General features: G+C 68.4%; 15 protein-coding genes. 6 read left to right on the plus strand and 9 right to left on the minus strand.

The window, feature by feature from the left end:
• Positions 1 to 34: 34 nt before the first annotated feature.
• Both B0293_RS10125 and B0293_RS10130 read right to left on the minus strand, forming a co-directional pair.
• Positions 35 to 349 carry a DMT family transporter gene (locus B0293_RS10125; protein WP_005164654.1) on the minus strand — a complete coding sequence of 105 codons (315 nt, stop codon included), beginning with the start codon at positions 347 to 349 and terminating at the stop codon, positions 35 to 37.
• Positions 349 to 1005 (minus strand): FMN-dependent NADH-azoreductase, encoded by a 657-nt coding sequence (locus B0293_RS10130; protein WP_005164656.1) that lies wholly within the window; start codon positions 1003 to 1005, stop codon positions 349 to 351. The genes B0293_RS10125 and B0293_RS10130 overlap by 1 nt, the downstream gene beginning before the upstream one ends.
• A gap of 93 nt (positions 1006 to 1098) precedes the next feature.
• Here B0293_RS10130 and B0293_RS10135 point away from each other — a divergent pair, with 93 nt between their 5' ends.
• The gene (locus B0293_RS10135; RefSeq protein WP_005164658.1) at positions 1099 to 1686 is read left to right on the plus strand and encodes a TetR/AcrR family transcriptional regulator; all 588 of its coding nucleotides are present in this window, start codon (positions 1099 to 1101) and stop codon (positions 1684 to 1686) included.
• Here B0293_RS10135 and B0293_RS10140 read toward each other — a convergent pair whose 3' ends face one another.
• Positions 1687 to 2085, minus strand: coding sequence for an SRPBCC domain-containing protein (locus B0293_RS10140; RefSeq protein WP_005164661.1), 399 nt, complete (start codon positions 2083 to 2085; stop codon positions 1687 to 1689). It abuts the gene before it with no gap.
• A 55-nt stretch (positions 2086 to 2140) separates the two neighbouring features.
• Between B0293_RS10140 and B0293_RS10145 the strand changes: the two genes are divergently transcribed.
• Genes B0293_RS10145 through B0293_RS10155 form a run of 3 tightly spaced genes read left to right on the plus strand, consistent with a single transcriptional unit; the run spans position 2141 to position 4204 of the window.
• Positions 2141 to 2740, plus strand: a complete 600-nt coding sequence (locus B0293_RS10145) for a CGNR zinc finger domain-containing protein (RefSeq protein WP_005164664.1) — start codon at positions 2141 to 2143, stop codon at positions 2738 to 2740.
• An 18-nt stretch (positions 2741 to 2758) separates the two neighbouring features.
• On the plus strand, positions 2759 to 3808 hold the full coding sequence (locus B0293_RS10150; RefSeq protein ID WP_005164665.1) for a DUF2293 domain-containing protein: 1050 nt from the start codon (positions 2759 to 2761) through the stop codon (positions 3806 to 3808).
• A 39-nt stretch (positions 3809 to 3847) separates the two neighbouring features.
• Complete coding sequence (locus B0293_RS10155; RefSeq protein WP_005164667.1) at positions 3848 to 4204, plus strand: DoxX family protein; 357 nt, start codon at positions 3848 to 3850, stop codon at positions 4202 to 4204.
• Here the strand turns inward: B0293_RS10155 and B0293_RS10160 are convergent.
• The gene (locus tag B0293_RS10160) at positions 4192 to 4839 is read right to left on the minus strand and encodes a hypothetical protein (protein WP_005164669.1); all 648 of its coding nucleotides are present in this window, start codon (positions 4837 to 4839) and stop codon (positions 4192 to 4194) included. The genes B0293_RS10155 and B0293_RS10160 overlap by 13 nt on opposite strands.
• Positions 4840 to 4907: 68 nt before the next feature.
• Between B0293_RS10160 and B0293_RS10165 the strand changes: the two genes are divergently transcribed.
• Positions 4908 to 5726 (plus strand): ComF family protein, encoded by an 819-nt coding sequence (locus tag B0293_RS10165; protein WP_005164671.1) that lies wholly within the window; start codon positions 4908 to 4910, stop codon positions 5724 to 5726.
• Positions 5727 to 5782: 56 nt separating this feature from the next.
• Here B0293_RS10165 and B0293_RS10170 read toward each other — a convergent pair whose 3' ends face one another.
• The 3 genes from B0293_RS10170 to B0293_RS44230 all read right to left on the minus strand — a co-directional run bounded on the left by B0293_RS10170 (position 5783) and on the right by B0293_RS44230 (position 9920).
• A complete protein-coding gene (locus B0293_RS10170) occupies positions 5783 to 8602 on the minus strand; it encodes a vitamin B12-dependent ribonucleotide reductase (RefSeq protein WP_005164673.1) in 2820 nt (939 codons plus the stop codon).
• 34 nt (positions 8603 to 8636) lie between these two features.
• On the minus strand, positions 8637 to 9125 hold the full coding sequence (gene nrdR, locus B0293_RS10175) for a transcriptional regulator NrdR (protein WP_034311932.1): 489 nt from the start codon (positions 9123 to 9125) through the stop codon (positions 8637 to 8639).
• A gap of 300 nt (positions 9126 to 9425) precedes the next feature.
• Entirely contained in the window at positions 9426 to 9920 is a 495-nt protein-coding gene (locus B0293_RS44230) for a LysM peptidoglycan-binding domain-containing protein (protein ID WP_039919277.1), read from the minus strand.
• A 319-nt stretch (positions 9921 to 10239) separates the two neighbouring features.
• Here B0293_RS44230 and lexA point away from each other — a divergent pair, with 319 nt between their 5' ends.
• Entirely contained in the window at positions 10240 to 10956 is a 717-nt protein-coding gene (gene lexA, locus B0293_RS10185) for a transcriptional repressor LexA (protein ID WP_037343289.1), read from the plus strand.
• 191 nt (positions 10957 to 11147) lie between these two features.
• Here the strand turns inward: lexA and B0293_RS10190 are convergent, their stop codons facing one another.
• Together B0293_RS10190 and hflX are read right to left on the minus strand one after the other, a co-directional pair.
• Complete coding sequence (locus tag B0293_RS10190; protein ID WP_005164679.1) at positions 11148 to 12161, minus strand: SdiA-regulated/phytase-like domain-containing protein; 1014 nt, start codon at positions 12159 to 12161, stop codon at positions 11148 to 11150.
• 276 nt (positions 12162 to 12437) lie between these two features.
• On the minus strand, positions 12438 to 13871 hold the full coding sequence (gene hflX, locus B0293_RS10195) for a GTPase HflX (RefSeq protein ID WP_005164680.1): 1434 nt from the start codon (positions 13869 to 13871) through the stop codon (positions 12438 to 12440).
• Positions 13872 to 13887 lie beyond the last annotated feature (16 nt).

A 13887-nucleotide genomic window follows, 5' to 3' on the forward strand; every position in this document is an offset into this window, starting at 1 on the left:
CCTTCTCCGGAAGGCCCCTTTCCCGGCACCCGGCTCATTCCGCCACCTTCGCCAGCACCACCCCTCCCACGATCAGCGCCATCGCGGCGAATCGCCCGAAGCTGAGCGGGTCCTTGTGGATCACGATGCCGAAGACGATCGCGCCCACCGCGCCGATGCCGGTGAACACGGCGTACGCGGTCCCCACGGGGAGCGTGTCCATCGCCTTCGACAGCAGGTAGACCGCCGCGACGCCGAGCACGAAGCACAGCACGGTCGGCCAGAGCCGGGTGAAGTTCTCCGTCGGTTTGATGCTCTGCGACCAGGCGACCTCGACGACTCCGGCCAGCAGCAGGATTCCCCAGCCCATCAGGCTTCCCTTCCGTTCGCGGCCAGCTTTTCGACCGCCAGAAGCGCCTCTTCGCGCGAAGCGATCCGATCAGGGTCGCGCGGGCTCAGCCGCGGGTCGACGAGGGCGTTCGTGAGCTCGGAATGCAGGAACGTGACGTCGCGGACGTCGTAGTGCCCGGCGAAGAAGTCACGCAGGTAGCGCTCGTGATGATCGACCGGCTCCCGGGGCGTGCCCGGCAGGTAGGTGCCGCCGCGCGCTCCCGCGACCACGAAAGCCTTGCCCGGCAAGGACATCTTCGGGAACGTCACCTGGTCGATCCACAGTTTGAGCGTCGCGGGGATCGAGAAGTTGTACATCGGCGCCCCGATCAGCACGACGTCGGCGGCGAGCAGTTCGGCCAGCAGCGGCTCGACGACCGTCCACGCCTCGCGCTGCTCCGGCGTCCTCACCACCGAGGCGTACCCGGCCGGATCGGTGATGCCCTCGGTGAGGAGGGCGTCGCAGATCTCGGTCCAGGCCTGGCCGATCGGCGGCACCGGAGCGGCCGCGACGTCGCGATAGGTGTAGCCCGCGCCGGGGTGCGCGGCACGCCAGACCTCGGCGAAGCGAGCGCTCAGCTCGCGGGAGAACGACGTGCTGCGGGCACTGGAGTCGAGGTGGAGAAGGTGGCTCATCGGGACCTCCCGGACCAGGAAGTGGACACGGCGTCCACTTGCTTCGCCGGGTACAAGTGGACGTCGCGTCCGGATATTCCCTAGGCTGCGGACATGCCGACGGAAGATCTGCTCGCGAACGGTCCGGGACGGGAACGCTCGGACGCCGCCCGTAACCGCGCGAAGATCCTGAAGGCCGCCGAAGAGCTCTTCGCCGCACGTCCGGCCGCGGACGTCACCATGGAAGACATCGCCAAAGCCGCCGGAGTCGGCCGAGCCACGCTGTACCGGCGCTACCCGGACCGCTCGGCGATCGCCGTCGCCCTGCTGGACGAACACGAGCGGGAACTCCAGGAGCGGCTGCTCACCGGCCCTCCCCCACTGGGCCCCGGCGCGCCGCCCGCCGAGCGGCTGGCCGCGTTCTACGCGGCGATGATCGACCTGCTCGCCCGGCACGCGCATCTCGTCCTCGGCACCGAGGTCGGGCATTCACGGTTCACCACCGGCGCGTACCGGCTGTGGCGCACCCATGTCCGGCTGCTCGCCGAGCAGGCGGGGGCGAAGGATCCGGACGCGCTCGCCGACATCCTGCTGGCACCGCTCGCGCCGGACGTGTTCCTCCACCAGACGGGCGAGCTCGGCCTGAGCGCCGAACGGATCACCGACACACTGAGCGAGCAGGCGCGGCGAGCACTGTCCTGATCAGCCGGCGAGGCCGTCGACGACGAGCTTCATCACGGCCTGCCAGTGCTCGCGTTGCGCGGCGCGCTCCTCCGGCCCGGTGAGCCGCTCCTGATGGAAGACCACGGTCGTCTTGCCCGGCCCGGCCGGACGGAGCCCGACCTGGACCGTGCTCTCGTGGTCCCAGTCCTTCGGCCGCCAGGTGAGGCGGATCTTCTCGCGTTCGCGATAACCGCGGACCTCGCCCACCGTGCCCTCGGCCGTCTCGTACGGCGCGCCCTTCTCCGACTCCAAGCGCACGTCACCCAGCCAGGTCACCAGGCCCGGACCCGAGAGGTAGTCCCAGACCTGCTCCAGCGGATACGCCACAGTCTTGGACACGCCGATCTCCCAGCCCGCGTCCTTGGTCTTCCCGATCATCACGCCTCCGCCGTAACCGTCTTACCTGGTTTCTGAAACCGACTATAGTGGTTACATGACTCCGGGAACAAGGCTGCTCGTCAACGCCCAGGGTGAGCGGTACCGGTTCGATCCGGGCAGCCTCAGCCTCGAACTGATGCTGACCGGCGGACCCGGCCCGTACGAGCGCTACGAGATCGCGCACACGCCGTCCGACCTCGCCGACTGGTTCACCGGCTCCCGGCTGGGACTGACTGCTCCCCTGACCGACGTCCGGATCCGACCGGCCGAACTCACCGCGCTCAAGGAACTCCGGGACACTCTCTACCGCGTGGCGCCCGCCCTCGCCCGCGGCGAAGCGCCGTCGGACGACGACCTCGCCAAGCTGAACAGCGCGACCGAGGCGACCCCGAGGCCGCTCGTGGACCCGAAGACCCGGAAGCTCGCCTGGGCGCCGCCCGTCACCGGCAAGCAGCTCCTCGGCGCCGTCGCCCGCGACGCCATCGGCCTCGTCGCGGGCGAACGATCCGGCCGCGTCCGCGAATGTTCCGCGGACGACTGCCATCTGCTGTTCTTCGACACCTCGCGGTCGGGCAACCGGCGCTGGTGCTCGATGGAGCGCTGCGGCAACCGCGCCAAGATCCGGGCCTACCGCGCACGGACCGAAACCGCCTGACGGCTAGGATTCGCGGCGATGCAAGGTGAGGCGAAACTGGAGCAGCGCGTCGTGGAGACGGCGGAAAAGCTGCTGTCCAAACGGAAGTCGGTGACCGCGCTCGACGTCCTGACCGGGATCGGCTGGCTGACGGACAACGTCGTCGACGCCTGGCACCGCGGCCGGGTCCCCGTGCTGGCAGCGGCGCTGTCGGTTCCCCCGGAGAAGCTGACCTTCGCCCTGAACGCGCTTCAACGCTGGGCGAAGGGAAAGGCCCTCGAAAGCACGGAGATCGACCACGTCGGGGCGACCCGCGACCGAACTCCGCTGAAAGCCACGTCGGGCGAGCTGGCCGGTCTCGAACCCCTGTTCCGGACGCAGTGGATCATGCCGGGGCTGTCCGAGGCCAAACGGGCCCAAGTCGTCGCGCGGCAGAAGAAGGCGCCGGATCTCGTCGTCTCCGTGGCGCTGCGGGACTGGATCTGCGCCGACTGCGGCGGTACCGGTGATCTGTTGTTCTTCGAGAAGGAAAAGTCGTACTGTCTCGACTGCGCCGACCTCGGACACCTGGTCTTCCTGCCCTCGGGAGACACCGCGCTGACCCGCCGGGCGAAGAAGGCGAGCCGGCTCTCCGCCGTCGTCACCCGGTTCAACCGGTCGCGGAAACGCAGTGAGCGGCAAGGACTTCTGGTCGAAGACGCGGCGTTGCGCAGTGCCGAGGAACAATGCCTCGCCGACGAAGACGTCCGGGAACGGCGCCGCGGCCGTGATCGCGAGCGGCGCGCGCTGGAAGACGTCGAGTTCACCGGCCGGTTCTTCACCGCGATCACCGAGATGTTCCCGGGCTGCCCGCCGGAGCGGGCGCGGGCCATCGCCGAACACGCGGGCCTGCGCGGCAGCGGCCGGGTGGGCCGGTCCGCCGCCGGACGGGAACTGGCCGAACGAGCGGTGTTCCTCGCCGTCGTCGCCTCGATCCGGCACCTGGACACCGACTACGACGACCTCCTCATGGCGGGTGTCGAGCGGCAAGCCGCCCGCGACCGGATCCATTCCGCCATCGAAGCCGTGCTCGACCGCTGGCGAGCCTGACCGCTGTCACGTTCCGGGCGCGGGCTTCGTCCGGGAAGCATGAATTCCGCCTACCTCACCGTGGCCATCGTGACGATCGTGATCAACGCCGGGATCGCCGCCGCCGACTTCGCGCGGGTGCCGTTCGTGCTCAAGAACTCCGGCGAAGTCGACGTGCCGCCGTCCTGGATCCCGCCGCTGGCCACGCTGAAGGCGGCGGGTGCGGCAGGACTGCTGCTCGGCCTTCTCGGAGTGCCGTTCATCGGAACCGCGGCGGCCGCCGGGCTGGTGCTGTTCTACGTCGGCGCCGTCATCACCCACGTGCGCGCCCGCGTCCTCTACAACCTCGCCTTCCCCGGCGCGTTCCTCGCGCTGGCGGTGGCGACCTTCGTCCTCGATCTCGCTCAAACCAGGTAAGGACCGAAATGCTCGGCGACGACGTCCGCGACCGCGTCGGCGTCGCGTGAGCCGTCGATCTCCAGCACCCGGATGCCGAGCCCTCTCGCGGTGCGGACGGCGTCCTCGGCGACAAGCCGGTCTCGCTCGATCCGGTTGCGCTGCGCCCGCTCGGGGTCGCTGACCCGCTGTACGACCGCGGCGGCGCGGGGCAGGACGCGGAGCTGGTGCTCGCGGAAGTCGTCGGTGGGCACCATGACGATCATCCGCCGGGGCGAATCCAGGAGCGGCGCGACGAGCTCCGGGCGCAGTCCCCAGCCTTCGGCGAGGATCGGGCGCCCGGAGACCAGGGCGCGCAGATCGTCCAGTGCCCACTCGAACCGCGCAGGGAACCCGGCGATCGTGTCGGCCGCCATCCGCTCGGGCGTGCTGTCCACCCACACGGTGTCCGGGTCGGGATCCGCGGCGGGCAACCCGTTGCCGACGCGGTGGGCCACGCGACGGTCCTGGTGAGCGCGCGCGTCGTGGAAGTCGTAGTGGTAGACGGTGATCCCGTGGCGATGCGCCAGCAGCCGGGAGACGGTGGACTTCCCCGCCCACTGGCCGCCACAGATCCACAGCGCTTGCTTGAGCGTGCCGAACGGATCGCTGGTCACCGATTTCACCCCCTGGAGTGATCTTACGTGCCAAGCTTGAAGGGTTCACGATCTCAGGGGGAGTCACTGTGACAACGCCACGTTACCGGCCCGATCGCCGCGGGAAGCACCTTGAAGCCTGGCGGCTGGAGCCGTCGGATTCGGCCTGGTTCCTCGAATATCGCGGCATCCCTGCCACCACCGATCACGTACTCGGCGTGCTGCCCAGGGCCAAGAGCGTCGGGACCCTGAAGCACGACGCCGAATGGCCGTACCGGATCCGCATGGACTTCGAGCCCGAGCGTTCACTGCACGACTTCCTGGACTTCCTGCGAGAGGTCCTCGTCATCCAGATCGAGCAGCAGGGCTACCTCGACGCGGCGATCGCGCTGGACTTTTACCGGCGTCCGGTCGAAGAAGGATCGTCCGAGACCGTCCACACCGAGACCGGAACTCTCATCGGAAAGATCAAGGACTACACCCCCGCCACGGAAGAAGAGTGGAATCGTGCGGGACAGGCGTTATGCGACTCTTTGAGTGACGTGGTGGTCCGGCACGAGTGGTTCAACGAAGCCACCCACATCCTCCCCGTTCCCGGCCATACTCGGGCCAAGCGCTCGGTCAGCGGCATTCTCGGCACGCTCCTCTCCCACGAACTCGGCATTTCGCTGACCACCGTCGAAGCGAAGAGCGAGGATCGGAAGCCCGCCAAGAACATGACACCCGAGGAACGGAAAGCCTTGCTTCACGAGTTCGTGGTCAAGGAAGACCTCGAAGGCCGGACGGTCCTCGTTCTCGACGACGTCTATCACACCGGCTGCACGATGGCGGGTGTCGCCAACGCGGCCAAGCGAGCGGGAGCCACCACGGTCCTGGGGCTGGCCGCTGCCAGGAATCTCCGCCACTAGACCGATGGCAAGCCATGCGGGGACGGCGCGTCCCCGTCCCCGCACAGCACGTGAACCTAGCTGCAGCCGGAGGTCGCTCCGCATCCTTCGCAGGCGTAGCACGATCCGGCGGGCCGCATCTTGGTGCCGCAGGTCATGCAGAGCGGCGCGTCGGAAGCGGTGCCGAGGTTCAGTTCCACCAGCTCCGCCGTCGAATGCGCCACCTTGGCGGGAGCCACGGGCGAAGAGTCCACAGTGGACCGCAGCGCGTCGATGTCGACGTTCTCCGGTTCCGCGGCGGGAGTGGTGCCGTAGGTCGCCTCGACCTGTGCCGAGCGCTCGTCGGCGGTGAAGATGCCGAGCTGCGAACGCTTCTCGTACGGCAGGTAGTCCAGGGCCAGCCTGCGGAACAGGTAGTCCATGACGCTGGTGGCGATCCGGATGTCCGGGTCGTCGGTCATGCCGGCGGGCTCGAAGCGCAGGTTGGAGAACTTCGAAACGTAGAACTCCAGCGGGATCCCGTGCTGCAGGCCGACCGAGATCGACATCGAGAACGCGTCCATCACGCCCGAGAGGGTCGACCCCTGCTTGCCGAGCTTCACGAAGATCTCGCCGAGCCCGTCGTCCGGATAGGACCCGGCGTGCAGGTAGCCCTCGGCGCCACCGACGGTGAACGACACCGTCTGGCTCGGGCGCTTCTTCGGCAGGCGCTTGCGGACCGGCCGGTACTCGACGACCTTCTCAGCCTCGGGCTCGGCCTTGTCCTTCTTGCCGGTGGACAGCGGCTGGCCGACCTTGCAGTTGTCACGGTAGATCGCGAGCGCCTTGAGGCCGTACTTCCAGCCCTGGAAGTAGATCTCCTCGACTTCTTCAACGGTCGCCGACTCCGGCATGTTGACCGTCTTGGAGATCGCGCCGGACAGGAACGGCTGCACCGCGGCCATCATCCGGACGTGCCCCATCGGCGCGATGGACCGCTCCCCCACCGCGCAGTCGAACACCTCGTAGTGCTCCTGCCGGAGACCGGGGGCGTCGACGACGTGGCCGTGCTGGGCGATGTACTCGACGATCGCCTCGACCTGCTCGGTCTGGTAGCCGAGCGCGGTCAGGGCGCGCGGGATGGTCTGGTTGACGATCTGCATCGAACCGCCGCCGACCAGCTTCTTGAACTTGACCAGCGAGAAGTCCGGCTCGATGCCGGTCGTGTCACAGTCCATCATGAAACCGATGGTCCCGGTGGGCGCGAGCACCGAGGCCTGCGCGTTGCGCCAGCCGCTGGTCTCGCCCAGTTCGATGCCGCGCTTCCACTCTTGGGTCGCGAGCGCGCGGACGTCGGCGTCGTTCGAGTGGTAGGTCCGCACCAGGTCGTTGGCGGCGGCGTGCTTGCGCATGACCCGCTGGTGCGCCTCGGCGTTGCGCGCGTAGCCCTCGTACGGCCCGACGACCGCGGCGAGCTCGGCCGAGCGCCGGTACGAGACACCGGTCATCAGCGACGTGATCGCGGCGGCGAGCGCGCGGCCGCCGTCGGAGTCGTAGGCGTGCCCGAGCGCCATCAGCAGCGCGCCGAGGTTCGCGTACCCGATGCCCAGCTGGCGGAACTTGCGGGTGGTGTCGCCGATCGCCTCGGTCGGGAAGTCGGCGAAGCAGATCGAGATGTCCATCGCGGTGATGACCAGCTCGACGGCCTTCGCGAACAGCGGCGCGTCGAAACCGCCGTCCTCGGTGGCGAACTTGAGCAGGTTCAGCGAGGCAAGGTTGCAGCTGGAGTTGTCCAGGTGCATGTACTCCGAACACGGGTTGGACGCGGTGATCCGGCCCGATTCGGGGCAGGTGTGCCAGTCGTTGATCGTGTCGTCGTACTGCAAGCCCGGGTCCGCGCATTCCCAGGCGGCCTGCGCGATGGTGCGGAACAGCTTCTTGGCGTCGACCCGGTCGAGAACCTCGCCGGTCATCCGCGCCCGCAGGCCGAAGTCGCCCTCGCTTTCGACGGCCCGCATGAACTCGTCGGAGACGCGGACCGAGTTGTTCGCGTTCTGGTACTGGACGGAGGTGATGTCCGAGCCGGAGAGGTCCATGTCGAACCCCGCGTCGCGGAGGACCTTGATCTTCTCCTCTTCGCGGGCCTTGGTCTGCACGAACTCCTCGACGTCCGGGTGATCGACGTCGAGGACGACCATCTTCGCCGCGCGCCTGGTCGCCCCGCCGGACTTGATGGTGCCCGCGGAGGCGTCGGCGCCGCGCATGAAGGAGACCGGGCCGGACGCGGTGCCGCCGGAGGACAACAGCTCACGCGAGGAACGGATGCGGGAGAGGTTGAGGCCGGCCCCGGAACCGCCCTTGAAGATCAGGCCCTCTTCGCGGTACCAGTTGAGGATCGACTCCATGGTGTCGTCAACCGAAAGGATGAAACACGCCGAGACTTGTTGCTTCGACGTCGTGCCGACGTTGAACCACACCGGGGAGTTGAAGCTGAACACCTGGTGCAGCAGCATCCAGGTCAGCTCGTGCTCGAAGACCTCGGCGTCGACGGGGCTCGCGAAGTAGCCGTGCGCACGGCCCGCGTCGGCGTAGGAGCGGACGACGCGGTCGATCAGCTGCTTGAGGCTCTGCTCGCGCTGGGGTGAACCGACGGCGCCGCGGAAGTACTTGCTGGTGACGATGTTCGTCGCGTTGACCGACCAGAAGTCGGGGAACTCGACACCGCGTTGCTCGAAGTTGACCGTGCCGTCGCGCCAGTTCGTCATCACGACGTCCCGGTTCTCCCAGGTGACCTGGTCGTACGGGTGGACGCCCTCGGTGGTGAAGACGCGCCGCACGGTGAGCCCACCGGCCTGCTGCTTCTTCTTCCCACTCGTCCGCGCTGTGGCCGGGTTGCCTGTTCCCACGGTCTCGGTCATGGGTCTTTCCCTCACTCCCACGCGGGAGGCGGCATCAGCCGTCTTTCGCGTCTTGATCGCTCTCGTCCGGTGTGGCAGCCATGGCCTCACGAAGGTCCGAGATCTCCTTCTCGAAGTCCTCGACCGAGGAGAAGGAGCGGTAGACACTGGCGAACCGGAGATAAGCGACGCCGTCGAGTTCGCGCAGGGGGCCCAGGATCGCCAGGCCGACCTCGTGACTCGGGATCTCCGCCAGCCCCGCCGACCGGATCGACTCCTCGACCCGCTGCGCGAGCTGCTGCAGCGCGTCGTCGTCGACCGGCCTGCCTTGACAGGCGCGGCGCACCCCCCGGACCACCTTGTCCCGGCTGAACTGCTCGGTGACTCCGGACCGTTTGACGACGGCGAGCACCATCGTCTCCGAAGTGGTGAAGCGCCGGCCGCAAGCGGCGCACGAGCGCCTCCGCCGGATCGCTTGACCCTCATCCACCTCTCGGGAGTCGACGACCCGAGAGTCCGCATGCCGGCAGAACGGGCACCTCATCCGCCGATCACCTTCCCCTCCGCGCCGGCCGATCCCGAATGGACGCCCGCCCCCTCGCCACGCAACGACGGGAAAGATCGACATGTGGATCGATCTGTGGACATCCGGTGGGTGAACACCGGCCAGCTGTGGACAACTGGTACCGAGTCTACCCCAAGCTATGGACCAACTACAGCCATGTAACTACTACATATAGCGGTGGAGACTAGATCGCAGGTGAGGCGCACGCAAGCGCAACGACCGGGTCGATCGGACACGAACGGGGAGGTCACCCACGGCGGGTGAGAGCGGCCCCCGGGATCACCTCCCACCCTCCGCGACGCCGGCCGCGACCGGGACCGTGAGCGGCAGTCCGGGCACGAGAACGGCGTCTTCCAGGGAATTGAGCTGCTTGATCTTGTCGATGACCGCGCCAGTGTCACTGCCTGGCGCGAATCGCGCCGCGATGTCCGCGAGCGTCTCCCCCGCGGAAACGGACACCGTCGTGGTCTGTTCGGGTACCGCGGCGCCCGGGACACCCGCCAAGAACAGACCCAATCCGGTGATGATCCCGGCGACGAGCAACGCCATTCCGACGAGCGAGGGCCACCGGAGCGGCAGCCGCCGGGGTGCCGGGCACGCCGGGGAGGAGGTCGCCACGCCGGGACGGCGTCCCGCCACGACCCGCGCCCTGGTCGGCGGGCGCAAGGGCTCGGCACGCCTGCCCCGCACCACCCGCACGGGCCGGGTGACCCCTGCCGGAACGGGCCCGGGGGAACTGGGTCGCACCAGTCCTCGATCGGCCAGAATCGACATCGGAACCTCCTCGCAACTCCTGCTGCACTCGGCGCCGGGCCGGAACCCGGCGATCAAGATCGAACACTCGTTCTATCGAACGCCCGTGCGAATGTGTACCACCTCCCACCGACAAAAATCGAGCGACACGGCGTGTCCATCGAACAGATGTTTGAAATCGTCGTCCCGGCGGGCTAACGTCGTTGACCAGGGCGTCTGCTGCGCGGACGCCGCCGGTGCCGTGGGCGGGGAAGATCGTCCGCCACCGGCGAAGACACGCGAAGTCGGTCCGGGGAACCGGACGCACTGGGAGGCGACGCAGAGATGAAGGAGCGAGACGGTGGCTAAGGAGAGCAAGGCGGGGAACGCGCCTAGGGGCTCGGGCAAGGTGCGCGCCTTGCCCGAGGTCTACGAGGTGGACGAGACCCTGACCGTGCGTCAGCAGCAGGTTCTCGACGTGATCAAACTGTGGGTGAGCCGCTTCGGCTACCCGCCGAGTGTGCGTGAGATCGGCGAGGCGGTCGGGCTGACCTCCACCTCGTCGGTGTCGCACCAGTTGCAGGCCCTGCAGCGCAAGGGTTATCTGCGACGCGACCCGAACCGCCCGCGTGCGGTGGGGGTGCTCGCCACGACGGACGACAACCCGATGGGCATCGACGTCGAGCAGCCGCAGTCGGCCGCGAAGGCCGCGTACGTGCCGCTCGTCGGCCGGATCGCCGCCGGTGGACCGGTGCTGGCGGAGCAGGCGATCGAAGACGTCTTCCCGCTGCCGAGGGAGATCGTCGGTGAAGGTGAGCTCTTCCTGCTCAGCGTCACCGGTGACTCGATGGTCGACGCCGCCATCACCGATGGCGACTGGGTCGTCGTGCGCCAGCAGCCGACGGCCGACCCCGGCGAGATCGTGGCGGCGATGATCGACGGCGAAGCGACGGTCAAGACGTTCAAGCGCAAGGACGGCCACATCTGGCTGATGCCGCACAACGAGGCGTACGAGCCCATCCCGGGTGACGACGCCACGATCCTCGGCAAGGTCGTAGCCGTTCTCCGCCGGCTGTGATTTCTGCCGCGCGCTAACGAAAACCTTTCGCAGGGCGCTGGACCACGGGGCGGTCACGTCAACGAGGACGGCGCCCTGCAAAACGTTTCCGTGGGCCTCCGGCCCAAAAGAAGGCGCGCGACGGTGAAGTCTTCCGTCGCGCTGACGCGCTCCTGGAAGACGAGTCCGCCGGTCACCTCGAGAACAAGGCGTCAGGCGCGGCGTTTGCGGAGTTTGCCGACCAGCAGCAGGCCGCCGATCACGACGATCGCGGCGATACCGACCTGTACGTACGGGAAATCGGAACCCTGGCTCGTGCCACCGGCCGCGGACGTCCCGCCCGACGTGCTGCCCTCGGATTTCGCCGCGTCCACGGCGAGCGCCGCCGCGCCCTTCACCGCGCGGATCTGTTCTCCGACGCCCTCCCCGCCGGACAGCAGCGTCCCGTCCGGATCGAAGGCGATCGCCTCACCCTGCTTCTCGTTCGGCAGGGGTACCCGCACGGGTTCGCGTTGCAACGCGCTCTTCAGGTCCCCATCGGTGACGGCGTAGAGGTAGGCGTCGGTGTAGGTCCGCAGCGCGACCACCGAGCCGTCGGCCATCGACGCCGCGCCGGTCACCGTCATCGACCCGATCGAGCCGACCGGCCCACCCGGTGTCGAAGTCTCCTTGATCTGCAAGGAACCCACCTTCTCCAGCGGAGTCGGGCCGGGGCTCGCGAGCGGACCGGTCGGCCGGTACACCTTCGCGTCGCCGAACACGTCCTTGGTGATCAGGTACGGCGTGCCCGAGCGATCCATGATCAGCGCTTCGACGTCGTGTTGCCCGTCGGGGTAGGTGAGCCGGTGGATCTTCGCCTCGCCCTGCGGGGACAGCGAGATCAGCGCGACGGTGTCGCGACGCTTGCGGTTGTCGCCGGTGTCGGAAAGCCAGAAGGTGCCGTCGGCGGTGCGGGCGAGGTCTTCGGGGTCGTAGGGATCCGTCGAGGACGAGATGACCTTTTGGACCTTGCAGTCACGGCCGAGGACGAAGACCTGTGTCTTGGTGCCGCCGTCGTTGAGCGCGTACAGGTGCTCGCCGTCGGAGACGAGGCCGGAAAGTTCGCTGAGCCGGGAGTCGCTGTTCTTGCACACCGGCTGCGGCGCCGGGACTTCCTGTGCCACGGCGGGAGTCGTCCCGCCGATGAACGCCGCCAGCACGAACGCCGCCGCGATAAGCCCCCGCACATCCACCTCCGTACCGTGGAACCCCTGAAGCCCCACACTACGGAGACGTCCGGGACGGCGCGCAGTTCGGTGCGAACGCCGAGATGGCGCGGAATGTCGCGAAGGCCACTTTTCCGCCGCGGAGCTGTGGGAGCGGTGAAGGCGGAGGTGTGATTCGCGTGCTTGAAGACGGAACTCGCGTGCTTGAAAGCGGATCTTGCGTGTTTGAAGGCGGAACTCACGTGAAGGCCCCCTTCCTTGCGTCTAGCGCAAGGAAGGGGGCCTTCACGTACTTGCTTACAGAGCCGAGCCGTCCGTCTGGAAGTCGCTCAGCGCGGCGGCCAGCTCGGGCCTGCCGCGGACGACCAGCCGGGTGCCGGTCTCGACGTGCTCCTCTTCCAGCACCTCGCCGTCGGCGTGGGCGCGGGAGACGAGTTCGCCTCGCGAGTACGGGATCAGCGCCTCGACCACTACCTCCGGCCGCGGCAGCCGCTCCGCGATCACCTCGGCCAGCTCCGTGATCCCGGTGCCGGTCCGCGCCGACACCTGCACCGAACCGGCCATCTGGTGCCGCAACCGGGCCAGCGACACCTCGTCGGCGGCGTCGGCCTTGTTGATCACCAGCAGCTCCGGCGGGAGCGGTTCGGAACGGCGCTTCGTGATCTCGGCGAGCACTTCGCGGACCGCGTTGACCTGCTCTTCCGGCGTCGGGTCGGCACCGTCGACGACGTGGACGAGCAGGTCGGCGCTCGCCGCCTCCTCCAGCGTCGACCGGAACGCGTCCACCAGCTGGTGCGGCAGGTGCCGCACGAAACCGACGGTGTCGGTCAGCGTGTAGGTGCGGCCGTCGGGGGTCTGCGCCCGCCGGGTCGTCGGATCCAGCGTGGCGAACAGCGCGTCCTCGACCAGCACACCGGCGCCGGTCAGCGCGTTGAGCAGGCTCGACTTGCCGGCGTTGGTGTAGCCGACGATCGCGACGCTCGGCACCTCGTTGGCCACCCGGCGACCGCGTTTGGTCTCGCGGATGGTGTCCATCGCGGCGATCTCGCGGCGCAACTTCGACACGCGCTTGTTGATCCGCCGCCGGTCGGTTTCGAGCTTCGTCTCACCGGGACCGCGCAGACCCACACCACCGTTGGCGCCGCCCGCCCGGCCACCGGCCTGCCGGGACAGCGCCGCACCCCACCCGCGGAGCCGCGGGATCAGGTACTGCAGCTGGGCCAGTTCGACCTGCGCCTTGCCCTCCTTGGAGCGGGCGTGCTGCGCGAAGATGTCGAGGATCAGGGCGGTGCGGTCGATGACCTTCACCTTGACCTTCTCCTCCAGCTGGCGCAGCTGGCCCGGCGAGAGTTCACCGTCGCAGATGACCGTGTCGGCACCGGTGGCCGTGACGATCTCCCGCAGTTCCTTGACCTTGCCCGAGCCGATGTAGGTGGCGGGATCCGGGCGGATCCGCCGCTGCACCAGGCCTTCCAGCACCTCGGAGCCCGCCGTTTCGGCGAGCCGGGCGAGTTCGGCGAGCGAGGCCTCGGACTGGAGGGCGCTGCCCTCGGTCCACACACCGACCAGAACGACGCGCTCCAGGCGCAGCTGCCGGTATTCGACCTCGGTGACATCCGCGAGTTCGGTGGACAGGCCCGCTACCCGGCGGAGCGAGGCGCGGTCCTCGAGCTCCAGTTCGCCGGTCGATGGGTCCATGTCGTTCAGATCGTTGTGTGTCAGTTCCGTCATCGTGCCTCCATGGTCC

The organism is Amycolatopsis azurea DSM 43854, assembly GCF_001995215.1.
In the GTDB taxonomy this organism is placed as follows: Bacteria; Actinomycetota; Actinomycetes; order Mycobacteriales; family Pseudonocardiaceae; genus Amycolatopsis; species Amycolatopsis azurea.

Coding starts and splice junctions, on each gene's coding strand:
- hflX (WP_005164680.1), bottom strand. CDS start 13,871: ATGACGGAACTGACACACAACGATCTGAACGACATGGACCCATCGACC.
- B0293_RS10155 (WP_005164667.1), top strand. CDS start 3,848: ATGAATTCCGCCTACCTCACCGTGGCCATCGTGACGATCGTGATCAAC.
- B0293_RS10125 (WP_005164654.1), bottom strand. CDS start 349: ATGGGCTGGGGAATCCTGCTGCTGGCCGGAGTCGTCGAGGTCGCCTGG.
- B0293_RS44230 (WP_039919277.1), bottom strand. CDS start 9,920: ATGTCGATTCTGGCCGATCGAGGACTGGTGCGACCCAGTTCCCCCGGG.
- nrdR (WP_034311932.1), bottom strand. CDS start 9,125: ATGAGGTGCCCGTTCTGCCGGCATGCGGACTCTCGGGTCGTCGACTCC.
- B0293_RS10140 (WP_005164661.1), bottom strand. CDS start 2,085: ATGATCGGGAAGACCAAGGACGCGGGCTGGGAGATCGGCGTGTCCAAG.
- B0293_RS10170 (WP_005164673.1), bottom strand. CDS start 8,602: ATGACCGAGACCGTGGGAACAGGCAACCCGGCCACAGCGCGGACGAGT.
- B0293_RS10145 (WP_005164664.1), top strand. CDS start 2,141: ATGACTCCGGGAACAAGGCTGCTCGTCAACGCCCAGGGTGAGCGGTAC.
- B0293_RS10130 (WP_005164656.1), bottom strand. CDS start 1,005: ATGAGCCACCTTCTCCACCTCGACTCCAGTGCCCGCAGCACGTCGTTC.
- B0293_RS10135 (WP_005164658.1), top strand. CDS start 1,099: ATGCCGACGGAAGATCTGCTCGCGAACGGTCCGGGACGGGAACGCTCG.
- B0293_RS10150 (WP_005164665.1), top strand. CDS start 2,759: ATGCAAGGTGAGGCGAAACTGGAGCAGCGCGTCGTGGAGACGGCGGAA.